Consider the following 23,789-nt stretch of genomic DNA (forward strand, 5'->3'; position numbering starts at 1 on the left):
AAAAGAAAATAATGGCAGGCTTTGCGCCAATACCAATTGGCCAAGCCAGCCGCCAAGCCCGCTTGGAAACGGCCATAAGGCCGGCGTGGCTAAGGTTGCCATCGCGCCGCTGAACAATAATAAACCCACCGGCAATAAAATCGCGCGCAACCACCCGGCAATCATTTCCAATTGCGCCAATTGCCGCCAGCCCCAAACGCACAGTAAAATCACCGGCGGCCAAATGGCGAATCCGAACGACTGCAACAAAAAATCCGACAAATAAGCGCCAAAATTTCCAAACCAATTGGCAGCATCGGTATCGCTGGCGGTATTAAACGATGGATCGGTGGAAGAATACGAAATCAGGGACAGGGCCGAGGTAACGCCAAACACCAAGCATAGCGCGCCCAAAATATACGATTCGTACTGGTTATAAATTTCGGCGATATGGGCCATCATTTTGGCGCGCATTGATTTCTTTTTCTTTAATTTGGTCATATCCGGAATCTTTCCTAAATCGCTTGGCCAACCCTGCCTTTGGCTTTATAGTATAGACTGGGCGCGGGGCGCGCGCCTAGATCATTTTCGCAAAAAGATATAATCATGGCCGTAAGACGCAACATAAAAACCAACCCAAGGCACAATTTTGATTGCTTGATTTTAGGCGCGGGGCCGGTTGGCGCTACGGCCGCTTTATTGTTGGCGAATCAAGGGTTTTCGATCGGAATTATCGACCGGCAGGATCCGAAAACGGTATTAAAATCCGGTTTCGACTGGCGCACCACCGCGCTTAGTTACGGCAGCCGCGCAATTTTGGATCAAGCGGGGATATGGAAGAATCTGGCCGGAAAATCGGAACCGATTTTAGAAATTGAAGTGATCGATGGAAATGGCCCGGTGCATTTGGATTTTGGCAAAACCGAAACCCATGGCGCGGCGATGGGCCATATTGTTTTAAATCTGGATTTGCGGCGCGAATTATTCGCCGCCTTGCAAGACCACAAAAATATAGAATTATTGGCCCCTGTCGATGTGCGAGCCATGCGGCCAGATTCCGCCAAAATTGAAATTGATTTATCGGATGGCAAAAAATTATCGGCGGCATTGTTAATTGCCAGCGACGGCCGCGGATCGCGGGCACGGACAGAATGGAATATTCCAACGCGGCAATACGATTATCGCCATCATGCGGTCATCGCCAGCCTGACCCATACCAAACCGCATCACAATGTGGCTTATGAATGTTTTTTGACCTCAGGCCCGCTGGCGTTGCTGCCGATGCAAGACATAAACGGCAAACACGCGTCCTCGCTGGTGTGGAGCGAGTCGCCGGAAAAGGCCCAAGCCTTGATGGATCTAAGCGATGAGGAGTTTTGCGGAATATTGCAGGATCGGTTCGGCGATTATTTGGGCGAATTTGCGCTGGCCTGCGACCGGCAGAAATATCCGCTAAATCTGATCGTTGCCAAAAAAGTTTACGGACAACGCATGGTGTTGATCGGCGATGCCGCGCATGGCATTCATCCGATTGCCGGGCAAGGATTGAATTTAGGGTTCCGCGATATCGAGGATTTATCGCAATCCCTGAGCCGCGCAAAAAAATTGGGATTGGATTTGGGCGGCGATACGGTGCTGAAAAATTACGCCCGGGGCCGCGAATTCGATGTTGCCAGCATGATTGCGGCAACCCACGCGTTAAATTGGCTGTTCGGGGTCGATCATGCCGCGATGCGCGGCATTCGCGGCATCGGATTGAAATTGGTAGATTATATCCCGCCGCTGAAACGCGCCTTTGTCAAACGCGCGATGGGGGATTTTTAAATTTTCCGCGCTTCGTCGACCAGCATGATTGGAATACCGTCGCGAATCGGATAGGCCAGGCCAGCCTCGCGCGAAATCAATTCCTGTTTTTCGCGGTCATATTCCAATTTTGCCTTGGTCATAGGGCACACCAGAATTTCCAGCAGCCTTGGATCGACTTCGGTTTTTTGCGGACGTTGCAATAGGGCCATCGAAAATCTCCTTATTGTTTTTTGCGGCAATCTTTATCGTGCGCCGCCATACTTAATAAACACGAAATAATCTTGGCGCGTTCGGCCAGATTCGGCGCTTCCAATAATGCCTGCTGTTCCTGGCAACTGAACGGGCAAACCATGGCAAGCGTGTTCACCAGCACATAATCCGGCGCGCCTTCGATCATGTGCCAATCGGCATCCATTTTACAGCGTTTCAAATATTGCTTTAAATCCGCCAGAATCGGCGCGCGGTCGATTTTTTCATTCGGCTCATCGGTGAAATCGCGTTTATATTTTGTAAAATCCACATTGGCCTGGCGATATCCCCGGTCGGTCAAATCGTCCGACAATAAATCGAATCGCGCCACGCCATGCAGGGTTATTAAGATCCGGTTGTCGTTGGTTTCGGCAAAAGACGATATTCGCCCGGCGCATCCGGTTTTGAATAAGGCGCAGCCATCTTCCATCGATTCTTCGTCTTTGGGGCGGATCATGCCAATCAAGCGCGTTTCGGTGCGCATCGCATCCAGAATCATATTCACATAGCGCGGCTCGAAAATATTCAACGGCAATTGTCCACCAGGCAGCAATAACGCGCCCGGCAATGGGAAAATCGGGATCTGTTTCGGCAGATCTTCGAATTTGGCCTTGAATCGTTCAAAACAAGTCATGCCGTTCACGAAAATAAAATCGACGATAGTTTGCGCCGCGTATCGCCGGCCAGCGGATGATCGAACCCGAGCGTGTCGAGAATTTTCACGATTTTCTGCCGGGCCGCTTCTTCGTTCCATTTGCGGTCGAATTTGATCGATTGCAGCAAAATTTCAATTGCCGGCTCCATTTTATTCGCCGCCGCATAAGCGCAAGCCAGATCCAATCGCGCTTGCTGATCTTTTGGATTTTGTTTTACTTTTTGTTCCAACGCCGCTGTATCATTATTCGCGCCACTGGATAATTCCAAGGCGGCGATCAGAGCCATTACATCGGGCAAATGCCACAGTTTTTCCGGGATTTTATTCAGTATGTCTTGCGCGCGCGCCGCATCGCCGCTTTTCAGAAAACATAATCCCAATCCCGCCAGCGCCAGGGTATTTTCCGCATCATTCGATAAAATTTGTTGATACAGCATCGCCGCGCCCGCGACATTGCCGGCATCCAATTCCGTCTTCGCGGCTTTTAATGTGTCTTCGGTATTTTGTTTGCCTTCGCCGCCAAGCAAGCGATCGACAAACGCGCGCAATTCACGTTCCGGGATCGCGCCCATGAATGCATCGACCGGCTGGCCGTCTTGAAACGCGTACACCATCGGCACGGATTGCACACCCAATTGCGCCGCGAGTTGTTTATTCTGATCGATATCGATTTTGACCAATTTCACTTTGCCGCCAAAATCGCGCACGATTTTTTCCAATACCGGCGTCAATTGTTTGCATGGTCCGCACCAGGTGGCCCAGAAATCGACCAGCACCAGAGCGGTCTTGCTCGCTTCCAGCACGTCTTGCACAAAAGTCGGGATCGATCCGTCTTTGATCAAGCCATTGGTTTTATTTTCTAAAGTAATTGCTTCCATAGTATTGGTCATACGCATAATTTGGTGTTTATCCCTGTAAAAACAAGGGCAAACTAGCGCATATGCTTAGGCAGCACAATCGACAATCATCGGTTCGTGCCCTGTCGCACGCAGAAATTTCAATAAATCGTTCGCCGCAATAGTGGTGGTATAATCATTGCGCATCGGGTGATAGCAAACCAGATCCGCCTTTGGGATAGACTGGTCCAATACCACCTGCACCTTGGGCGGATTATCGTGCATTACCGCAAACGGCGTTACCGACCCCGGTTTAACCCGCAAGGTCGATTCCAGCAATTCGGGCTTGCCGAACGATAGCCGGGCAGAGCCAATTTTCTTTTCCAGCCGGTTTAGATCGGCTCGAATATGAAAGGGAATGACCACCAACCACAATTTATCTTTTTTATCTTTTAAAAACAATGTCTTACAATGAAGTCCGGGGATGCGATCATGCCATTGCAGCCCTTCTTCGACAGTAAAGAAGGCTGGGTGGTTGATTGTTTGTTGATTAATACCTAAATCTTTTAAATATTGTAATAATTCGTCCATTGCTATAAAACCGTATATATTAGAGAAACAAATAAGGCTGCGCCAGACAGCCCCGAGGGACCAAAATGGATAACGACAGAAATGCACTACTGCGAGCAGGCACAAACCGCACCATCGCCGCCAAGGTCGATGGGCAGACAGTGACTTTACCTATAATTTTTAGCGTTGAAAAGGGACGGGACGGCGATTGGTGTTATGTAGAAAATGGGGTTTGGGACAATTTTTTTGCGCCAACCATCGCCGCATACAAAGCCACACCCCAAAATCCAATTATTGGTGAAATCCTTGATGAATGGGAAAAATCCCATAATCCTCACGGTCCGTTGTTGGTCGATCCTGTGTTGAAAAATGTTTGGACTTATTTTCCAGTGGCTGCATTAAATCAATCCATCCATAACCCCAGCCGGTTTATGGATGATAAAGTTTTTGTGGCGATGGCGGACTTAATGGCCAGCGCGGCGGCAAAGGCGGAACAGCGCGGGTTGGAAAAACCAGAATGCGCGCCTTTTTTAAAAATCGCCGAAACAATAGCGACACAGCGTGAAAAGCAACACCGCATCCGCGCATTGGTCGCTAGAGGAAGGCGCCGCCAAAAACTGAAAAAAATAACCATCGCCGCCGGTTTGGGAATCTTAGCGACCGCGATTATCGCCTATAATATATTGTCGGATCCATATAGAGATGCCTCCGAAGCAATAAGGGAGCCCGTCAAAAAGCCGAAGCCGCCAAAACAAAAAGAAACGCCCGTCGCAAACCCTTCAGGCACAGAACCAAAATTGAACCCCAGATCCGATACCTTTCCCGACCCGGCAATTATTGTCGCAAGGCGGCAAACAAATAGCAGAGTTTTATAAATGCTCATTACTGAACTAACGACAAACAAAATCCGGCCATGCAATTCCGTATTATTTGGTCCAAATGCTGTTTTAAAGATTCCAAATCTTGCCTGTGAAAAAATGGGCGTGGACGGCCGGCAAGAAACCCTTATAGGATTTAACGAAAAAGATTGGGAGCAATTTTTTGGGCCACTTATTACCGAAGGACTCGCAACCCAACCCGCCCCCCTGTTTCAAACACTAACGAGTCTGTTAACGCCAAATCAACGGGTAAAAATCTCTGGGGCATTTGGAACGTTAAATAACATTATACCCGACAATAATCATGTTCGATGGATGCCGGAACGCACTTTGAGTGAATTGGCGCCCTTGTTTTATGTTATAAGTGAAAGCAAGGAAGCCTTATCCGATGCTAAATTGGCTCCATTGGCAAGGTCTATTCAACCATTGCTCTCTTCGGATAAAATATGGTGGTTTTTGGCCGCGGCCACTATTATAACGAGTGTGTTGTTGCTATGGGGCGTGGCGCGTTCCGTAAGAGCCAATGAGATACCGAAATTTCCGCAACCATCCCATCCTGTATTTCCCGCACCCCAAGATCAAAAAAATATCAAACCCGATGCCCCAAAGCCAACACCCAGCCAATGGGCTTGCAATTTGCGGCGCCTAACTAACAAAACCGGCAGAGCACGATAAAGATATAAAATCCAATATTTTCCGATACTTGATCTATATTCTAAAGGCTTGCCAAACAAGGGTGATTCTGGTATCCATACTGCTCTGTTTTTATAAGCGGGTATAGCTCAGCGGTAGAGCATCACGTTGCCAACGTGAGGGTCGAGGGTTCAAATCCCTTTGCCCGCTCCAGTTTCCGGCCATTTTAATAACATATTGCCGATTTTCTTTTTGCGTTTGCAAAACGTAACTGTTGTTTAATCTTCTTTTCATCAAAAATTTTCTTATTATAAGCGCGATTTTGCCCCGTATTGGGCTTCGTGCTATATAATCCATTAACCATAAGTTACAGGATCTCGTCCGATGTCCAAACCCGCCCCCGCTTTAAAGCACGCCGCCATGCCCGAACAATCCCTGCGCGAAGAAATTATCAGACAAGCCGCAAGCCGGTTCAAAGGCGCCGAGGCGAAAGCATTTGCCCAATTTTCGCCGATTTATATTTATGCCATCAATTCCGAAGATTTGAATCAAGCTCATATACCGTTATTTGCCTATGCCGTCGCGCAATTGTGGCAAACCGCGCTGGATCATAAGGGCAAAAAACAATCCGTAAGGATTGAATTGGCCAACAGCAAAAAAGATGGGCCGGAATATTCGTTAATTGAAATTGTCGGCGAAGACATTCCATTTTTGGTCGATTCCACCACCAACGAATTGCACCGCCTGGGAATAGAGATCGAAGCCGTGGTTCACCCGACCGCCTATATCGAGCGGGACGATAAAACCATCAAGGCCGTTTATCCGCCAAAACACATTCAAAAGGTCAACCCGAAATCCGGCGGCCAACGCATGTCGTTTATTCAGTTTATTATTAAAACGCCGGCGGTGGATCTGGATATTAAAGACATAAAGGCCAACTTAACGCGGGTTTTGAACGATGTGGCCATCGCGGTTGCGGATTGGCAAAAAATGCGCAAGAAATTGGGCGATATTATCGCCGAAATGCCGGCCGGCATTCCAAGCCCAGCGGAACGCGAAGAGGCGCGCCAGTTTTTAGAATGGCTTGACCAGGATCATTTCACGTTTCTGGGTTATCGCGCCTATGATTACCCCAAAACGGGAAACCGTAACAAAATCAGCGTCGTCGATAATAGCGGCCTTGGCGTTATCACCGATCCCGCTTTTCGCGTATTCGGCGATTTGCGCGACAGGGATGCCGACCATCCCGAGGTAAAAGCCTTTGTATCGGAAAAATCCATTATTTCGATCAGCAAGTCCAATGCCACATCCAGCGTGCACCGTACCGTGCCGATGGATACGGTTTCCATCAAGCGGTATGACAAGGAAGGAAAAGTCGTCGGCGAACACCGGTTCGTCGGATTATTTACATCGCTGGCTTATTCCCGTAATCCGCGCGATATCCCGTTGTTGCGGCAAAAAGTGGACAATATTTTAAAACGCACGGGATGGAGCCCGACCGGACATAAAACCAAAATTCTGGTCGACGTATTGGTATCGTTCCCGCGCGACGAATTGATTCAGATCGACGAAGACGAATTATTTTCCATCGCCATGGGCATTGCCCGGATTCAAGAGAAAATCAGAACGGCTTTATTCGTTCGCCGCGACAAGTTGGGCCGCCATTATTCTTGCCTGATCTTCACGCCGCGCGAGAATTTTACTTCCGGCCTGCGCGAAAAATTCGGACAAACTTTGGAAGAAAGGCTTGGCGGCAAGATCCGCAATTATTACACGATGCTTAGCGATCAGCCGTTGGCGCGGATTCATTTCATCATAGATTGCGACAAAAACCCGCCGGAATCGGTCAATATCGGGCATATTGAAAAAGAAATGGCGGAAATGGCCCGATCCTGGTCGGATCGTTTACGCGAAGCGGTATTGGATAGATTCGGAGCGGACAAAGCGCCAGCCATACTGCGCCGCTATGCCGCCGCATTCTCGTTAAAATACCAAAACACTTATGGCCTTAAAGACGCCATGGCCGATATTGAAAACACCGATGCGACCTTGGCATTGGCGAAAACTTCGGAAATCATCGTTCACATTTATCCAAACGGCGATGCCGGAACGGGCGAATGCGGCGTGGCGTTGTATAAAAACGGCGCGCAATTGGTATTGTCGGAAATTCTGCCCAGCCTGGAAAATATGGGGTTCCGCGTTCTCAGCGAAACCGCCATGCCGGTGACCCCCACCATTGACGGCAAGACGGAAACCGTATGGTCGCACGATTTAACCGTCCAGCGGTTCGACCGCCAGCCTATCGACGTCGATAAATTGCGGGACAAGTTCACGGCTGCGCTTGCCGGCGTCTATAGCGGCGAATTCGAAGACGACGGATTCAACCGTCTGATTGTCAGCAATAACATGACCGCGAGAGAAGTGGTTATTTTCCGGTCTTACGCCAAATATTTGCGGCAAATCGGTTTTACCATTTCGCAAAATTCGATCGAACGCTGCCTGGCCAAGCACGCGGACATCACCAAGGATCTGCTGAAATTGTTCTATGCGTACTTCGATCCGAAATCCGGCGGCGATTCGTTCACGGCGGCCAAATTGCAGGCCGACATTCTGATCAAGCTCGACAAGGTAACCAATGTCGACGAAGACCGGATTATGCGCAAATTCCTGAATTTGATCTCGGCCAGCTTGCGCACCAATTTCTTTCAGACAGGCGCTGAAGGCCGGCCAAAAAATTATTTCTCGGTTAAATTATCCAGCCGCGATATTATCGATCTGCCGGAACCGAAGCCATGGTGCGAGATTTTTGTCTGCTCGCCGCGGATGGAAGCGATTCATTTGCGCGGCGGCAAAGTGGCGCGTGGCGGCATCCGCTGGTCCGACCGCCGCGAGGATTTCCGCACCGAGGTGCTAAGCCTTGTTAAGGCGCAAATGGTGAAAAACACCGTTATCGTGCCGGTTGGGTCCAAAGGCGGTTTCGTTTTAAAGCAGCCGCCGGAAGATAAAAAAGCGTTATCGGCCGAAGTTACCGAATGTTATAAAACCATGATGCGCGGCATGCTGGATATCACCGACAATTTGCAAAATGGCAAGGTGATCCCGCCGCAAAACGTTGTCCGCCGCGATGCGGACGATCCGTATCTGGTTGTGGCGGCCGATAAAGGCACCGCGAAATTTTCCGATACCGCCAATTCCGTTTCCGCCGAATATGGGTTCTGGCTGGGCGATGCCTTCGCATCGGGCGGATCGGCGGGATACGATCACAAGGAACTTTCCATCACTGCGCGCGGCGGCTGGGTTTCCGTGATGCGCCATTTCCGCGAAATGGATGTCGATATACGCAAAACCCAATTCAGCGCCATCGGCGTTGGCGATATGGCAGGCGACGTATTCGGCAACGGCATGCTGCAATCCGATCAAATGAAACTGTTGGCGGCGTTCAATCATGCGCATATTTTTGTCGATCCGAATCCAGATCCGGCAAAAAGTTACAAGGAACGCAAACGGTTGTTTGAAAACCCGCAACTGAGCTGGGCGGATTACGACAGCAAAACCATTTCCAAGGGCGGCGGCGTATTTGGCCGCGATAAAAAGAAAATAACCTTGTCGACCGAAGCGCGCGCAGCGTTGCAAACCGAACAGTCCGATTTCACCCCGGCAGAATTGATTCAAACCATTTTGCGCGCACCGGCGGATTTATTATGGCTTGGCGGCATAGGCACTTTTGTCAAGGCGTCCCATGAAAGCAATTCCGACGTCGGCGACCGCGGCAACGATAATCTGCGCATAAACGCCAAGGAGCTGCGTTGCAAAATAGTGGGGGAAGGCGCGAATTTGGGATTCACGCAATTGGGCAGAATCGAATACGCGCTTTCGGGCGGACGCAACAATACCGATGCCATCGACAATTCCGGCGGCGTCGATTGTTCCGACCATGAAGTGAATATTAAAATCCTACTGAGCCGTGTCGAACAGGACGGCCGCTTGACACGCAAGGATCGCGATAAATTATTGAAACAAATGAGCGTCGAGGTCTGCGATCTGGTTTTGCGCGACAATTACGAGCAAACCATGGCATTGTCCTGCATGGTTTCCGAAAGCGCCGAAATGCTGGATGAATATGCGCGCCATATCCGCATTCTAGAAAAAAGCGTCAAGTTAAGCCGCACGATTGAATATTTGCCCAGCGACGAGGAAATCGCCGAACGCAGCATGGCCAAGCAAGGCCTGACCAGGCCGGAATTGGCGGTTCTGCTGGCCTATACCAAAATGGGCCTGTATGACGCGGTATTGGCCAGCACCGTGCCGGACGATCCGGCGCTGGAAACGGACTTGCGCCGTTATTTCCCCAAAGCGCTGCAAGATAAATATGCCAAGGATATCGGCAAGCATGCGCTGCGCCGCGAAATTATCGCGACGTGCCTTGTCAATTATATGGTCAACCGCGTTGGGATTCTGTTCGCGCATAACATTTCCGAAATCACCGGCAGCGATACCGCCGAAGTCATCCGCGCCTATATCGCGGTGCGGGAATTGTTCGGATTGGACGAAGTATGGAGCGAAATTTGCGCGCTGGATTACAAAACCAAGCCGGTCGTGCAAATTCATATGATCCAGGCGCTGAACCGGTTTGTGGAACGCGCCACCATCTGGTTCCTGCGCAGCCGGAAATCCAAGCAGACTTTGGATCAGGTGTTGGCCATTTATCAAAAACCGATTATGCAAATTCAAGCCAATTTGCGCAAAATCCTGCCAAGCCACGATTTGAAAATTTTGGATCGAAAAGCCAAGGATTATGCCGAACAGAATGTGGTAAACGGCTTGGCGTCGCGGGTGGTATTTATCCGCATGCTGGGCGGCATTGGCGATGTGATCAATATTGCCGAGACCACCAAAAAGCCGGCCAGCGACGTAGCCGGACTTTATTTCATGATTGGCGAACGGTTTGGCCTGGATTGGATGCGCCGCGCGGCGAGCAAAATCAGCCGATCCAGCGCCTGGCAAGCAAGAGCGGTGAGCAGCTTGATCGACGATTTATTGGGTCTTCAGGCGCGCCTGACCAAAGAAGTCGTGCGCGAAGTGGGCGCCGGCGAAAAATCGTTGCAGGAATTTATCGATGACCGCGCACAGATTGTTGCGCCAATCGATGCGTTACTGGCGGAAATCCGCGCGGTCAGCAATCTCGATACCGCGATGATCACGGTGGCGATCGCAAAAATCCGGACGCTGTTGGTTTAAGAGCCGCTTATCCGCGCTTTTTGGATTTTGCGGTATCGACAGCCCCAACAGGCACTGGTTCCGCCTTTTTTAAGGCAGTGACAAAAGCTTTGTCCGCTTTAGCGCTATTGCCCAGTTTTTCGCCGTAAGCCACTATATTGGCGGAAAATCCGTTACGCAATTCATCCGTGGTCATGCCAAGTTCCCGGCATTTCCGCAGATCGGCGGCCGTTGGCAAGGGACTGGTTTTTCTGTTTTTTATTTGCGCACCCATGATTTTGGCAAAATTAACCCGGTCCCCGTTATGGGATGCTTCCGTGCCGGTTACGGCTTTTAATTTTTTCATTTGTGCCGTAACTACATCCCCCAAATCGGGCGCGGCATGAGAATCCGCAAAAACTATTGCCGCAAGGCTGGCCAAAGCGCGGCTATATTCGGGCGAACCGGCGGCTTTGTCCTTTAATGCGGTGTGAATAGCGGCCATGTCCGTTAACAAATCCGCAGCGACTTGGTTGGTCGGTTGCGGCAAAACGCCGGTGATATTGGCGTCCATAAGCGGACCGGACATTCCAGAAACCAATACCAAGCCAGCCCCGGTCAGAACCACACCGCTAATTATTGGACCAGATGAACCGGCTAACATCATATCGCCGTTCAATAATGTCAGGTTTGCTTGTTGGGGGAGCCCAACCACTGCTGGTTCACGTACCTCTTGTCCGCTAGGTTTTTTAGGCTCTTCTATGATCACTGGGCTTTCGGCGGCGGGTTTCTCCATTCCGATAGCAGCCATTGCCGCCGCACTTAAATTTAAAGGGATACCCGCGCGTTTGCAAATATCTGCGCAATACTCCAACATTCTTTTTGCTGTGGTGCCTCCAGCGCCATCCTGTACAATTTCGCCCAATCTTTCCGCTAGGCTTTTCATGGCTTCGTTATCTTTAACAGTGCGGGCAAAATCAAAAAGCCGGCCTATCGTATCCGCTTCTTTAAATGGATTGTCATAATTGGTTTTTCCCATTACGATCCGCCGCCGTAAATCGTGAAAAAGATCCCTGGCGTTTTGCGTATTTCTTTCCAAATCGCCGCTGGCTTCTTTCATGATTAAATGCCTGGAACCCGCCAGAACCTGGGATTGCAATTCTTCAATGCCTGCAAAAACTGCTTCCGGCAATCTACCGGTGGTTATTCCATCAATAGCGTGCCTTGATTTAATCGCCGATTCCGTATCGCTGAGAATTTGCAGAGACAACCTTAGATCTCCGCGCGCAACGGCGGTTTCCAACAAGCGTTTGCGTACATTCTGGCATTGATTGGCGACATCGGAAATTTTTAATGCTTCATATTTTGCTAAAATACGATTAATAACCGGATAGGCGTCCGATATCTTGTAACTATCGCTGGCTTGCCGCTCGCTTGTGAAAAAACTTTCTATTTCGGCAAACGCCGCTTTTAACGATGGATCGATGACCGATGATTTTACCGTATCGTCTTTTGCGCTTGCTGCGTTACCAACAACAGTATCCGAAATTATTTTATGCAAATCCAGGCGTATGAGTGTGGTGGGAGGATTCTTGTTTCCTTGCCTTGCTATTTTATCCAAAACCTGATTGGCCGCAGGTACGATAACCTCCTTTGCGATCACAGATCGTGGAAATTCTTTAGACTTTGCAAGGTACTCCAACAGTCCGTTACTATCGTTGGATTTAGAAGCGGCGATATCCGCGACGCGTTTTATTTGCCTTTTAAGGCCGGATGGAATTTTTAATGATCCATTCGCGTCCTTCTTATTGATATCCAATTTGCCGGTTAATAAAGTTATCGCCTGGTCCCACGCATCGGCAGTGCCCCGTCCCTCCGGCTGGCCGTTTCTAAAAACAACGGTGGTTTTTTCCAATTTCGCCAAGGGAGCCCAAATTGTGCCAAACAGCGCGTCTGATATGGCGCGCAACGGCGGCTCTATTGGAATATCCAACCCTATAAAAGGAATTTTCATAACACTTACCTCATAACCCCTAAACCATTCAGGTCTTAAAATTGATAATGAATCCCTGATGCGGCTCTATTTTGTTAATTTTTATACGGTTACATGAATGGCGATTAACCAGTCGCACAAGCATGTTACCTGCAAGCCTTATGATTGTATCTTTTTAGAAGACATTCGTCAAGCGGCCATTTTTTGATGCTTTTCCAATGTCTTAGCCACCGGCGCGTAAGATTTCCGATGGTGCGTTGTTATACCGTAACGATCCATGGCCGTCAAATGGGTTTTGGTGGCATAGCCGGAATTATCCCCCCATCCATAATGGGGAAATTCGACCGCCAATTTTTGCATGATGCGGTCGCGCGTTACCTTGGCAATAATGGACGCCGCCGCGATGCACAAATATTTATCATCGCCGCCCACCACCGCCTCGCCAGCAATTTTAACATCCGGCAACCGGTTGCCATCCACCAGAATTTTTTGCGGCGCCGTAGCCAGCGATTCCACAGCGCGTTTCATTGCCAGCATCGTCGCCCATAAAATATTCAGTTGGTCAATTTCCTCGACGCTGCATTCGGCAACAGCAGAAACGCAATGCTCCGTTAGATGCGAAAATAAATAATCGCGTTTTTGGGCGGTCAATTTTTTGGAATCTTTAATTTGTTCGGCCCAGGAATATTTTTCGACACCGTTCGGCAATATCAAGGCGGCGGCAACCACCGGCCCGGCGCACGGGCCCCGCCCGGCCTCATCAACACCGGCTATATAATAAGGGGTTAGGGTATTGGGTGATGGGTTTTGAGAAACTAGAAGCATGCGCCACCATATCCGCCTCTTTTCCTAAACCCAAACCCCAAAACCCATTACCCGGCTATAATATCCCCAATTCTTTGGCGCGTTTCTGCAAATCCTGCAAATCGGCCCAGGAATCTTTTTTATAGGCGGGGGTGCGCAATAAAAATGCCGGGTGATAGGTCAATAAAGTCGGGATAGGCGCATGATTGGGCGACGGCGTAAAATCCATCCACGACCCGCGCATTTTCATGATGCCGTCCTTGACTTCGAACATCGCCTTCATCGCGGTGCCGCCCAAACAAACCAAAATTTTTGGATTGATCAATTCAATATGCCGGCGCACGAACGGCATGCAGGCCGCCATTTCTTCGGGACTGGGCGTGCGATTGCCCGGCGGACGCCAAAATAAAATATTGCTGATATAGGCATTGTTGCGCCGGTCCAATTGAATGGCCGCCAGCATTTTATCCAGCAATTGCCCTGCCTGGCCGACAAATGGCAAGCCCTGGCGGTCTTCTTCCGCGCCCGGCGCCTCGCCGATAAACATGATTCCGGCTTTGGGGTTGCCATCGGCAATCACCGTGTGCGCCGCGGTGTTTTTAAATGCAATCGCATCGAATTTTTCAATTGCCGCGCGCAATTCATCGAGATTATTGGCGGACTTTGCCAGGGACTCGCCATCGTAATTGCCGGACATGGTCGGCGCGGCCTCAAACAGCGACTTTTTGGCGGCCACGCCCATATCCTTTGGCGCGCTTATCGGCTCGGCAAAAGCGATGGCGGGGCCAGAATTATTAACCGGCTTGGTGGCAATAGGCGATTTGGATTTGAAACGGTAAAGCCCAATAGGGGTTTCCGCCGCTTCATCCTCGACGCCCATGGAATGCAGCCATTGCAGTTGTTGCCTGGGGGTTTGCATGCGGCCAAGACTAGCACAGGCCGTCCAATTGGTCTATATTCCAATCATGTCCGATAGCATGCAATTCGATGTGGTAATTGTCGGCGCGGGGCCATCGGGCCTTGCCGCCGCAATCCGTTTAAAACAACTGGCCAAACAAAAAGGCGCCGAGATTTCCGTTTGCGTTCTTGAAAAAGGCGCGGAAGTCGGATCCCACATTATGTCCGGCGCGGTATTGGAACCCCGCGCGCTGAACGAATTGATTCCCGATTGGAAGGAAAAAGGCGCGCCGGTTACGATCGAAGCGGCCGAAGATAAGTTTTTATTCCTGACCAAGAAATTTGCTTTTCGCCTGCCGACGCCAAAGCAGATGCACAACAAAGGCAATTATATCATCAGCCTTGGCAATTTATGCAAATGGCTGGCCGCGCAAGCGCAGGAAATGGGCGTCGATATTTTCACCGGCTTCGCCGCCGCAGAAATGGTGATGGAAAACAACCGCGTCGTCGGCGTTAAAACCGGCGATATGGGATTGGACAAACATGGCAACCAAACCGCGCAATATCAACCTGGTGTTGTCATCAATGCCAAACAGACAATTCTGGCCGAAGGATGTCATGGCAGCCTAACCAAAAAAATGATCGCCAAGTTTAACTTGCGCCATGGCCGCGATCCGCAAACTTATGGGCTGGGCATCAAGGAAATTTGGCAGGCCGATCCGGCTTTGCATAAGCAAGGATTGATTGTGCATTCGGTTGGCTGGCCTTTGCGTGCCGACACCTATGGCGGATCGTTTTTATATCATTTCGACAATAATCAAATCGCAGTTGGATTTGTGGTGGGGCTGGATTATTCCAATCCTTATTTATCACCGTTCGAAGAATTTCAGCGCTTTAAAACCCACCCCAAAATTGCGCCATATTTTAAGGGCGGAAAACGAATATCGTACGGCGCGCGCACCATCAGCGAAGGCGGATTCCAATCCATTCCCAAACTGACATTCCCCGGCGGAATGTTGATCGGCGATACGGCCGGGTTTTTAAATGTGCCAAAAATCAAGGGCACGCACACGGCGATGAAATCCGGGATGATCGCCGCCGAATGTTTATTCGATCATTTGACGGGGGGAAATGCGCCGGACGAGGCCGATCAATACGAACAAACGCTGAAATCGTCCTGGGTTGGCGCGGAATTGTACGGCGTACGCAATATCCGCCCATCGTTTCATTTTGGATTATGGGCAGGGATTATTTATTCCGCGATCGATACCTATATATTCCGTGGCCGCGCGCCATGGACTTTGCGCAACCGCGCCGATCATACAGGATTGAAAAACAAACAATCGGCGGCGAAAATCGAATATCCGAAACCGGATGGCGTTTTGACATTCGACCGCATGAGTTCGGTGTATTTATCATCCACCAATCATGCCGAAGATCAGCCATGCCATTTGCAATTGCGCGATCCTGAAAAAGCCATAAAAGTGAATTATGACTTATTCGCCGGGCCGGAATCGCGTTATTGCCCGGCCGGGGTGTATGAATTTGTGGACATAGACGGACAAAAGAAACTGCAAATCAATGCCGCCAACTGTGTTCATTGCAAAACTTGCGATATAAAGGACCCAAGCCAAAATATCGATTGGGTTCCGCCTCAAGGCGGCGAGGGGCCGAGTTACACCAATATGTAGTTTTTAACCGAGGTTTTTATGGTTTTCCGTTTTCTGACGATTCTATCCATCACCGTTATTCTAGGCGCCTGCACTTTATTGGATGCCGCTGGGGGCAACAGTTCCACCGCCAATACCGCGGACAATGCGGCGCCGGCCGCGGAAACGGCCCAAAAGGCCGAACCCGCCGAAACCGCAACAACCGAGGAAACCGATGCGGTCAGCGAATTTACCGAAACGCCGGATGGCGTTGCGGGCAGTTATTTGGCCAGCCGCGCCGCATTGCAGGACGCCAATTTCACCAGATCCGCCGAATTTTTACAACAAGCGCTGGATAAAGATCCAACCAACCAATCGCTGATCGAGCGCGTTTGTTTGCTTTATATCATGAGTGGACAAGTCGAAAAATCCTTGCCGCTGGCGCAAATCTGGCAGACCAATAAGAAAAATTCCTTGCTGCCGAGTTTGGTGCTGTTTTTGCAAAATGTAAAAACCGGAAAATTGGCGGATGCGGAAATACAATTAAAAGCGATGGAGGATGCAAAATTAAACAAGCTGACCTTGCCTCTGTTGCGCGCCTGGATGAATGCGGCCGAAGGCAAAACCGATGCGGCGATCGACGTGCTGAAGCCTTTATTTCCAAGCGAAACCGCTGGCGGCATTATTTTACTGCATGCCGCGTTGATTTCCGAATATGCCAACAATTATAACGCCGCCATGGATTTTTATACCCAAGCCGCGTCGCGATTCACCGTAATGCCGCTGCGCTTGTCGATGAGCATGGGCAATTTATATGAACGCCTGGTCGAACCCGCGAAAGCCAAGGAATTATACGACGCTTTTACCAAACGCAGCCCGAATAATTATATTTTCGATGCGGCGTATGCGCGGCTGGAAAAAGGCGGCGTGGCCCCGGCCAACATCCGCACCTCCACCGACGGCATTGCGCAAGTGCTGTTCGACATCGCCACATCGTTCGAAGGCCAGGCCGGCAGCGAAATGGCGATTGTATACGCGCAACTGTCCAATTACATGCAGCCCGATTTCGAATTCAATCAATTGCTGATGGCGGAATTGTTCGAAGCGTTCGAGCAGTTTGACGAATCCGCCGCCATCCACGCGAAATTGATGGGCAATCCGGCTTTTTATTGGTCGGCCGGACTTCGGCTGGCGCGCGACTATGACAAGATGGGTCAACAAGCCAAGTCTGTCGAAATTTTAGAAAAAATGCGCAAGGCGCAGCCAAAACGCGTGGAGGCCGTGACCATGCTGGGCGATTTATACAGAAACCGCAAGGATTACGCCGCGGCGATCGAGGCTTATAGCGAAGCGATAGAAAACAGCGAACCGGTCGGCAAAACCGATTGGCCATTATTTTATGCGCGTGGCACCGCATTTGAACGCGCCGGACTTTGGACCCAGGCGGAAAAGGATTTGCAGCAATCGCTGGAATTATCGCCGGAACAGCCTTATGTGATGAATTATCTCGCTTATTCCTGGGTGGAGCGCGGCGAAAGACTGGATGAAGCCCTGGGATTGCTGGAAAAGGCCGTGGCGCTGGCGCCAGGCGACGCGTTTATTATCGATTCGCTGGGCTGGGCGCTGTACCGCATGGGCAAATACAATGACGCCGAGAAAATTCTGCAAAAAGCGGTTGAAGCGCGTCCTTATGATCCACAACTGATCGATCATTATGGCGATGCGCTATGGCGTCTGGATCGCGCCGAACAGGCGCGCATTCAATGGAACAGGGCGCTTTCGTTTGAACCCGACGCGGAATTAAAAAAATCGATCGATGGAAAATTGGAAAAAGGATTGAAGCAGCAATCCATGCAGGAACCGAAGGATTCTCCTGCACCAGCACCGGCATCGAAACCTGACAATACCGATTTGTTGAATTGATCCCGTTTTACACCATCGCCGCGCCGGCCAAAATCAATCTAAGCCTTAGAATCATTGCCAAACGCGAGGATGGATATCACGATTTGGAAAGCCTGGTTGGTTTTGCGGATTTTGGCGATGTGCTGCGTTTTGAAATCGCGCCAAAAGACAGCATTGCGATAGATGGGGAATTCGCGCGCCTTGCGCCGGGCAATCCCGATAATCTGATATTAAAAACATTGGACAAACTGCGCGCATCGGCGCCTGATTTGCCTAACTTTCATATTCATTTGCAAAAAAATATTCCCGTCGGCGGCGGCGTTGGCGGCGGTTCGGCCGATGCCGCTTCTGTCATTAGATTTGTTCGCGATTATTATTCGGACTTATTTAAACCGGGTTTTAATTGGATGGACCTGGCGCGCAATATTGGCGCGGATGTGCCAGTTTGCGTGGAATCAAAGCCATGCATTATGCGCGGTGTCGGAGAGAAAATAGAATTCACATCCAATTTTGCGCCAAAGCGTGGCGTCTTACTATTCCCCAATATTTCCGTGCCGACCAAAAATATTTTTGCCGCTTGGAATGGAAAAAGCCGGGTGAAAACCATCCATCCAACAACGCAATTCAATAACGACAATGATTTGTTCACGCCTGCCGCGCTGATACATCCGGAATTGGGCGCAATCGCGAATAAACTGGCCAAAACCACGCATAAAGGCTGGGGAATGAGCGGCAGCGGATCCTGTTTTTATCTTTTGGCGGAAGATACAAAGGCGCAGCAGCAATTGCTGGGCGATGTCCGGAATCTTTTTCCGGACTATTGGATCAAGCCGATTGTTATTGCGGGAAATTAGAAATTGAAAAAATCAAAACCGAGACGCTGGCCGGCAAGAAACGCGGCAACGCCAAGCGCCACGATCACCGCCAAATTCAGCAAATTATCGGTGCTGAAAAATTCCGATGCCCCGGTCGGCATGCTTTGCAATGGCTTATAATCCGCGCTGATCTGGCCCAGTTCATAATAGGCGATTTGCGGTTCCGATTGCGTCAAAGTAGGCAATGCCGTGCGGTTAGCCGGCAATAAATTTCGCATTTGGCGCATGCCGTCTTCCAATTCCACCAAACGGGCTTCCAGAATATCGATAGTGCGTTGAAGCCCGGCTTCCAATTGATTGACCGAATCGGCAATCGCGGCAAGTCCGGTCGATGTGCCGGTGGCGGATGGCAATAAATCGCGCGGCGCGACGCGGATGGTGGTATTAAACAAACGCTGCTCTTGAACATCGCCCACGGCGCTTTCCACCATAGTGCCGGATGTCAAAGGATTGTTTTTTGTCAGCGACAGGGAAGATGTTTCAAAACCTTTTCGCGCGACATGCATCACGGCGGCTTCCAGCCAAGCGCCCATGGTGATGCCTGCTTCGGCGGCGGCGCGTTTGGCGATGGATTTGGCTTCTTCGTCTACACCCTTAACACTCCACGCACCCAAAACTGCCGACATGCAACAACCTATATATTAAAAATTTAAACTAAGCGGGCCAGGTTTTGCTGGCGATCGCGGAAACCGTTTCGAAACTTGGGATGCGCACATCGCTTTGGCCTTCGTTGGCGGCAACGCGATCCGACAGCGCATTTAGTTTCTGATCCATTTTTTGCAAATATTCAAACAAAGCGGACTCGTCCAAAGGTACATTGGCCGGGGCGGTCGCGGTAGTGCGCGCCAGATCGGTCAATTGCTGAAATAGAACCGGATCTTTGGCCGCCGTGCGAATAGCCTGCGACAACCAGGAACCAATGGTCTGACCTGATTTAGCGGCTTCGTCTTTGGCGGTTTGTCGGGCTTTGGCAGAAACGCCTTTTACACTCCAGGGAATCGTGATAGCGACGTCATTCTTGGAAGAATCTGTCATGTACGGCCTTGTTTTTATTTTATTTATAGAAAAAGGATTAAGATTTGGGTTTACCAGAGTTGGTAAAATTTGCAAGTATTTACCTATATATAGTGGTGGATATTTCGCTGGCGTGTTATTTTCGGCAACAAGACAAGTGCAACGACAGGCTTGCATTATTCGCGCTGAGCGACTATTTTCACGGATCTATTTTACCGTTGAATTTCTTGATGGGGCGTAGCCAAGCGGTAAGGCATCGGTTTTTGGTACCGACATTCCTAGGTTCGATCCCTAGCGCCCCAGCCAGTCTTCGCCTAGCATTTTTATCTCAAACAATTCCTTGATATTTAATATTATCTGCGTCTTAGTAGATTTTCCCAAGGAACCTTCTTTCCGTGTCGTCCAATCATTAGTGCATGCAAAATATTGACCTGATCTTAGCGCAAAAAGCGAGCAAGGGAGATAAAGCCGCGTTCCAGCAATTGTTGGAGCGGCATTACGACAAAATGTATCGATTGGCCTATCGATTTACCGGACACCGGCAAGATGCCGAAGACATCGTGCAGGATATTTGTTTAAAATTAGTGGATAAGTTGCAAGCTTTTCGCGGCGACAGTAATTTTTCCACCTGGTTGTATCGCGTGATTTTAAATGCCTGTAAGGATTTTTGTAAAAGCCGTGGCCGCGCGCGTAATTTAGAAAAAACCTTCGAAGAATTACAAGAATTCGCCCGCGAAGACAGCAAAGACCACAAACACAAAAGCGCGTGGCTACATAACGCGTTAAATCAAATCGAACCGGAATTGCGCGATACCGCCATTTTAATATTGGATGAAAACCTAACTCATGCCGAAGCCGGAAAGATTTTGGATTGTGCCGAGGCCACCGTGTCTTGGCGATTGTTTGAGGTACGAAAAAAATTGAAACAAATTCGGGAAGAAAACCATGGATAAGGATTTGGACGAATTACAGCAATTATGGCGCGATAATCCGACCCCCCGGCCGGATCTAGATACAAAAAAACGCATTATTTCCAATGCGTTAGATGAATTTGAGCAAAAAAATGCGGAAGCGCGCCAAGGATTGCCTACGTTGCGTCGTCTTATGAATAAGCTGCGTAATTTCTACGCCGCAATCATAGGAGAAAATATCATGACCCATGCTCGTTATTTAGTCGGCGTATTGTGCTTGATGCTGATCGCCGTCAGTTTTTTATGGAATCCGTATGTAATGCGGCACGTTCCACTTCCGGGGTTGGCATCGGCGCCGCCAGAAATGCTGGCATCATCGCCGCCATCGGGCACAGGACGGAACGATTCCGCAAGCATCGATCAACTGGCGCCGCCAGTATCGCCGCCAGCGATGGTGGCGTCCGCCGCGCCGGAAACCAAAGCGGAATCAGGACAGCCCCAAATCGGCGGCAATAGTGGCGGCCTGGCCGTGCCTGCCGCTCCGTCCACCGCACCGGCAAAAATCCGGACCGCGGAAATGGCCGCCAGCCAGCGTATTGGCATTGCCCAGGACATTTCCGAACCATATTATCAGGACCAAGGACACGACAAATTCGGCGATCTGAAAATCAACGGCGTGAAAATGACCGCCAGCGATCCGGTATCCACTTTTTCCATCGATGTGGACACGGCGTCTTATTCCTTTGTCCGCGCGGCGTTAAATAATAACGTCATGCCGCAAAAGAACGCGGTACGCGTGGAAGAGATGATCAATTACTTCCCCTACGACTATAAGGCTCCATCAAGCAAATCGGAACCTTTCAAAGCGCATGTGGCGGTATATCCAAATCCATGGAACGCCAAAACCAAATTAATGCATATCGGCATCAAGGGATACGAACTGAATAGCGACGAAAAACCAAAATCCAATCTGGTGTTTTTGATCGACACTTCGGGTTCGATGGATGATCCAAATAAATTGCCCTTATTGATCAATTCCATGAAAATGCTGGTTGGAACCTTAAAACCGGACGACAGCATCGCCATCGTCACCTATGCCGGCAGCGCGGGCACAGTGCTTCCGCCTACCAAAGCCAGCGACAAGGCGAAGATTATGGCGGCGTTGGATAATCTGGATGCTGGCGGATCGACCGCTGGCGCCGAAGGCATCCGTCAGGCGTATCAATTGGCCAAAAGCAATTTCGATAAAAATGGCGTTAATCGCGTTATTTTAGCGACCGACGGGGATTTCAATGTGGGCATCAACAATACCAATGAATTGAAATCCTATATCGAACGGGAACGGCAAAGCGGCGTATCTCTGTCTGTCTTGGGATTTGGCCGCGGCAATTATAATGACGAGCTGATGCAGGCTTTGGCCCAGAATGGCAATGGCAACGCGGCTTATATCGATACGATTAACGAAGCGCGCAAGGCTTTGGTCAACGAAGCCGGTTCGACTTTATTTACCATCGCCAAGGACGTTAAAATTCAGGTTGAATTTAATCCGGCGACCGTATCCGAATACCGCCTGATCGGTTATGAAACCCGTTTGTTGAATCGCGAGGATTTCAATAACGACAAGGTGGATGCCGGTGAAATCGGATCGGGCCACAGCGTGACCGCGATTTATGAAATCACCCCAGCCGGATCAAATGCCGATCGCATCGACCCATTGCGTTATGGAAACGAGGCTGAAGTGGACAAAGCGCAAATCGCAAGCCGCATGGGCGATGAATATGCCTTTGTCAAAATCCGTTATAAATTGCCGAATGAGGATGGCAGCAAATTGATCACGACGCCCGTCGATAAAAATCTGGAATTTTCCAGTATCGATCAGGTTCCGGCCGATGTTCGTTTTTCGACCGCGGTTGCCGCCTTTGGCCAAAAATTACACGGCGATCAATATGTCGGCGATTTCGAATATGACGATATCGCAACGCTGGCGGAAAAATCCAAGGGCACCGATAAGTTCGGATACCGCGCCGAGTTTATCAACCTTATACAAATGGCCAAAAACGCAGCCAATTTGGAAGTTCTAAAAAAATAACTTTATCAATGCGGCAAAAAGAAAAGGCCCTTTCATAAGAAAGGGCCTTTATACATTATCCAAAATTAAAAACTTAAACGCCGATGCGGTATCCGCCGCCTTCGGTGATAATCACGGCGCCTTCGCCCTTGTCATCGTCTATCTTCTGCCGCAGGCGGTAAATATGGGTTTCCAACGTATGCGTTGAAACGCCGGAATTGTAACCCCAAATATCGTTCAACAATACTTCGCGCGGCACCACGCGGCCGCCGGCCTTGTACAGTTGGCGGATAATGCCGGCTTCTTTTTCGGTCAGTTTCAATTTCTGATCGGTTTGGGTGTTGACCATAATTTTGGTGCTGGGCTGAAATAAATATTTTCCGATGCGCACCTGCGCGTCTTCGGAATTCTGATTTTGGCGGATTTGCGCGCGCACCCGGGCCAGCAGCACGTTAAACCGGAACGGTTTGGCGACATAGTCATTGGCGCCGGCATCCAAGCCCAAAATCGTATCGGCATCGGTCGCGGCGCCGGTAAGCATAATAATCGGCGCTTTATATCCGGCGCGGCGCATCAAACGGCACGTATCGCGGCCATCCATATCCGGCAAACCGACATCGAGAATCACCAAATCCGGGACTTCTTGTTCTTTGACTTTTTCCAGTGCTTGCGCGGCGCGGCTGACTTGGGTGACTTTGAACTCATCATACATCGCCAATTGTTCGGCGAGCGATTCGCGCAAAGCATCATCATCATCAACCAGCAAAATATTCTTTTTCATAACCACCGATAAGAAAAATTGGACGCATCTCTATCTTTTATATTTTTGTTACAGATCGAGCGCAATGTTTTTCGGCCCACAAGGCCGGGGCCG

At 49.9% G+C, this 23,789-nt stretch carries 19 protein-coding genes and 2 tRNA genes; 11 read left to right on the top strand and 10 right to left on the bottom strand.

From position 1 onward, the window contains the following. Positions 1-585 precede the first annotated feature (585 nt). The gene (locus tag EYC62_03590; protein ID TAH36194.1) at positions 586-1,803 is read left to right on the top strand and encodes a 2-octaprenyl-6-methoxyphenyl hydroxylase; all 1,218 of its coding nucleotides are present in this window, start codon (positions 586-588) and stop codon (positions 1,801-1,803) included. Here the strand turns inward: EYC62_03590 and EYC62_03595 are convergent. The 4 genes from EYC62_03595 to EYC62_03610 are packed head-to-tail and all read right to left on the bottom strand — an operon-like array spanning position 1,800 to position 4,116. Then, the gene (locus EYC62_03595) at positions 1,800-1,994 is read right to left on the bottom strand and encodes a Trm112 family protein (protein ID TAH36195.1); all 195 of its coding nucleotides are present in this window, start codon (positions 1,992-1,994) and stop codon (positions 1,800-1,802) included. The two genes, EYC62_03590 and EYC62_03595, sit on opposite strands and share 4 nt — an antisense overlap. Positions 1,995-2,005: 11 nt before the next feature. Then, positions 2,006-2,668 (bottom strand): peptidase S16, encoded by a 663-nt coding sequence (locus EYC62_03600; GenBank protein ID TAH36227.1) that lies wholly within the window; start codon positions 2,666-2,668, stop codon positions 2,006-2,008. A gap of 5 nt (positions 2,669-2,673) precedes the next feature. Beyond that, positions 2,674-3,579 (bottom strand): thioredoxin, encoded by a 906-nt coding sequence (gene trxA, locus EYC62_03605; protein TAH36228.1) that lies wholly within the window; start codon positions 3,577-3,579, stop codon positions 2,674-2,676. A gap of 54 nt (positions 3,580-3,633) precedes the next feature. After that, complete coding sequence (locus EYC62_03610; GenBank protein TAH36196.1) at positions 3,634-4,116, bottom strand: prolyl-tRNA synthetase associated domain-containing protein; 483 nt, start codon at positions 4,114-4,116, stop codon at positions 3,634-3,636. A gap of 65 nt (positions 4,117-4,181) precedes the next feature. Between EYC62_03610 and EYC62_03615 the strand changes: the two genes are divergently transcribed. From EYC62_03615 to EYC62_03630, 4 genes are all read left to right on the top strand, one after another. Next, positions 4,182-4,970: a hypothetical protein gene (locus EYC62_03615; protein TAH36197.1), complete on the top strand. Its 789-nt coding sequence runs from the start codon at positions 4,182-4,184 to the stop codon at positions 4,968-4,970. Continuing rightward, a complete protein-coding gene (locus EYC62_03620) occupies positions 4,971-5,648 on the top strand; it encodes a hypothetical protein (GenBank protein ID TAH36198.1) in 678 nt (225 codons plus the stop codon). 96 nt (positions 5,649-5,744) lie between these two features. Next, a tRNA-Gly gene (locus EYC62_03625) sits at positions 5,745-5,819 on the top strand. Between the two features lie 171 nt (positions 5,820-5,990). Further along, entirely contained in the window at positions 5,991-10,844 is a 4,854-nt protein-coding gene (locus EYC62_03630) for an NAD-glutamate dehydrogenase (GenBank protein TAH36199.1), read from the top strand. Positions 10,845-10,851: 7 nt separating this feature from the next. Here EYC62_03630 and EYC62_03635 read toward each other — a convergent pair whose 3' ends face one another. From EYC62_03635 to EYC62_03645, 3 genes are all read right to left on the bottom strand, one after another. Then, positions 10,852-12,816, bottom strand: a complete 1,965-nt coding sequence (locus tag EYC62_03635; GenBank protein ID TAH36200.1) for a hypothetical protein — start codon at positions 12,814-12,816, stop codon at positions 10,852-10,854. 168 nt (positions 12,817-12,984) lie between these two features. Beyond that, positions 12,985-13,620 carry a ribonuclease HII gene (locus EYC62_03640; protein ID TAH36201.1) on the bottom strand — a complete coding sequence of 212 codons (636 nt, stop codon included), beginning with the start codon at positions 13,618-13,620 and terminating at the stop codon, positions 12,985-12,987. Between the two features lie 55 nt (positions 13,621-13,675). Beyond that, on the bottom strand, positions 13,676-14,518 hold the full coding sequence (locus EYC62_03645; protein TAH36202.1) for a uracil-DNA glycosylase: 843 nt from the start codon (positions 14,516-14,518) through the stop codon (positions 13,676-13,678). Positions 14,519-14,564: 46 nt separating this feature from the next. Here EYC62_03645 and EYC62_03650 point away from each other — a divergent pair, with 46 nt between their 5' ends. Genes EYC62_03650 through EYC62_03660 form a run of 3 tightly spaced genes read left to right on the top strand, consistent with a single transcriptional unit; the run spans position 14,565 to position 18,901 of the window. Further along, positions 14,565-16,187 carry an electron transfer flavoprotein-ubiquinone oxidoreductase gene (locus EYC62_03650; protein TAH36229.1) on the top strand — a complete coding sequence of 541 codons (1,623 nt, stop codon included), beginning with the start codon at positions 14,565-14,567 and terminating at the stop codon, positions 16,185-16,187. Positions 16,188-16,205: 18 nt separating this feature from the next. After that, positions 16,206-18,068 (top strand): tetratricopeptide repeat protein, encoded by a 1,863-nt coding sequence (locus tag EYC62_03655; GenBank protein ID TAH36203.1) that lies wholly within the window; start codon positions 16,206-16,208, stop codon positions 18,066-18,068. Further along, positions 18,065-18,901, top strand: a complete 837-nt coding sequence (locus tag EYC62_03660; GenBank protein TAH36204.1) for a 4-(cytidine 5'-diphospho)-2-C-methyl-D-erythritol kinase — start codon at positions 18,065-18,067, stop codon at positions 18,899-18,901. Before EYC62_03655 ends, EYC62_03660 begins: the two co-directional genes overlap by 4 nt. On the opposite strand, the gene EYC62_03665 is transcribed toward EYC62_03660, so the two are convergent. Both EYC62_03665 and EYC62_03670 read right to left on the bottom strand, forming a co-directional pair. Further along, the gene (locus EYC62_03665) at positions 18,898-19,548 is read right to left on the bottom strand and encodes a hypothetical protein (GenBank protein TAH36205.1); all 651 of its coding nucleotides are present in this window, start codon (positions 19,546-19,548) and stop codon (positions 18,898-18,900) included. The genes EYC62_03660 and EYC62_03665 overlap by 4 nt on opposite strands. A gap of 28 nt (positions 19,549-19,576) precedes the next feature. After that, the gene (locus EYC62_03670) at positions 19,577-19,957 is read right to left on the bottom strand and encodes a hypothetical protein (GenBank protein ID TAH36206.1); all 381 of its coding nucleotides are present in this window, start codon (positions 19,955-19,957) and stop codon (positions 19,577-19,579) included. A gap of 210 nt (positions 19,958-20,167) precedes the next feature. Between EYC62_03670 and EYC62_03675 the strand changes: the two genes are divergently transcribed. The 3 genes from EYC62_03675 (at position 20,168) to EYC62_03685 (ending at position 22,936) form a co-directional block, all read left to right on the top strand. After that, positions 20,168-20,242 (top strand) — tRNA-Gln (locus EYC62_03675). Positions 20,243-20,352: 110 nt separating this feature from the next. After that, entirely contained in the window at positions 20,353-20,889 is a 537-nt protein-coding gene (locus tag EYC62_03680; GenBank protein TAH36207.1) for an RNA polymerase sigma factor, read from the top strand. After that, positions 20,882-22,936, top strand: coding sequence for a VWA domain-containing protein (locus tag EYC62_03685; GenBank protein TAH36208.1), 2,055 nt, complete (start codon positions 20,882-20,884; stop codon positions 22,934-22,936). The genes EYC62_03680 and EYC62_03685 overlap by 8 nt, the downstream gene beginning before the upstream one ends. Before the next feature lie 73 nt (positions 22,937-23,009). Here the strand turns inward: EYC62_03685 and EYC62_03690 are convergent, their stop codons facing one another. Then, the gene (locus EYC62_03690) at positions 23,010-23,696 is read right to left on the bottom strand and encodes a response regulator transcription factor (GenBank protein ID TAH36209.1); all 687 of its coding nucleotides are present in this window, start codon (positions 23,694-23,696) and stop codon (positions 23,010-23,012) included. Positions 23,697-23,789: the final 93 nt, after the last annotated feature.

Source organism: Alphaproteobacteria bacterium (genome assembly GCA_004295055.1).
GTDB lineage: Bacteria > Pseudomonadota > Alphaproteobacteria > SHNJ01 > SHNJ01 > SHNJ01.

Bases quoted from the DNA above. Each gene is read 5' to 3' on its own strand.
- EYC62_03630 (TAH36199.1), top strand. From the start codon at position 5,991: ATGTCCAAACCCGCCCCCGCTTTAAAGCACGCCGCCATGCCCGAACAA.
- EYC62_03685 (TAH36208.1), top strand. From the start codon at position 20,882: ATGGATAAGGATTTGGACGAATTACAGCAATTATGGCGCGATAATCCG.
- EYC62_03640 (TAH36201.1), bottom strand. From the start codon at position 13,620: ATGCTTCTAGTTTCTCAAAACCCATCACCCAATACCCTAACCCCTTAT.
- EYC62_03620 (TAH36198.1), top strand. From the start codon at position 4,971: ATGCTCATTACTGAACTAACGACAAACAAAATCCGGCCATGCAATTCC.
- EYC62_03655 (TAH36203.1), top strand. From the start codon at position 16,206: ATGGTTTTCCGTTTTCTGACGATTCTATCCATCACCGTTATTCTAGGC.
- trxA (TAH36228.1), bottom strand. From the start codon at position 3,579: ATGACCAATACTATGGAAGCAATTACTTTAGAAAATAAAACCAATGGC.
- EYC62_03600 (TAH36227.1), bottom strand. From the start codon at position 2,668: ATGACTTGTTTTGAACGATTCAAGGCCAAATTCGAAGATCTGCCGAAA.
- EYC62_03690 (TAH36209.1), bottom strand. From the start codon at position 23,696: ATGAAAAAGAATATTTTGCTGGTTGATGATGATGATGCTTTGCGCGAA.
- EYC62_03635 (TAH36200.1), bottom strand. From the start codon at position 12,816: ATGAAAATTCCTTTTATAGGGTTGGATATTCCAATAGAGCCGCCGTTG.
- EYC62_03615 (TAH36197.1), top strand. From the start codon at position 4,182: ATGGATAACGACAGAAATGCACTACTGCGAGCAGGCACAAACCGCACC.
- EYC62_03590 (TAH36194.1), top strand. From the start codon at position 586: ATGGCCGTAAGACGCAACATAAAAACCAACCCAAGGCACAATTTTGAT.
- EYC62_03680 (TAH36207.1), top strand. From the start codon at position 20,353: ATGCAAAATATTGACCTGATCTTAGCGCAAAAAGCGAGCAAGGGAGAT.
- EYC62_03650 (TAH36229.1), top strand. From the start codon at position 14,565: ATGTCCGATAGCATGCAATTCGATGTGGTAATTGTCGGCGCGGGGCCA.
- EYC62_03670 (TAH36206.1), bottom strand. From the start codon at position 19,957: ATGACAGATTCTTCCAAGAATGACGTCGCTATCACGATTCCCTGGAGT.
- EYC62_03595 (TAH36195.1), bottom strand. From the start codon at position 1,994: ATGGCCCTATTGCAACGTCCGCAAAAAACCGAAGTCGATCCAAGGCTG.
- EYC62_03610 (TAH36196.1), bottom strand. From the start codon at position 4,116: ATGGACGAATTATTACAATATTTAAAAGATTTAGGTATTAATCAACAA.
- EYC62_03645 (TAH36202.1), bottom strand. From the start codon at position 14,518: ATGCAAACCCCCAGGCAACAACTGCAATGGCTGCATTCCATGGGCGTC.
- EYC62_03665 (TAH36205.1), bottom strand. From the start codon at position 19,548: ATGTCGGCAGTTTTGGGTGCGTGGAGTGTTAAGGGTGTAGACGAAGAA.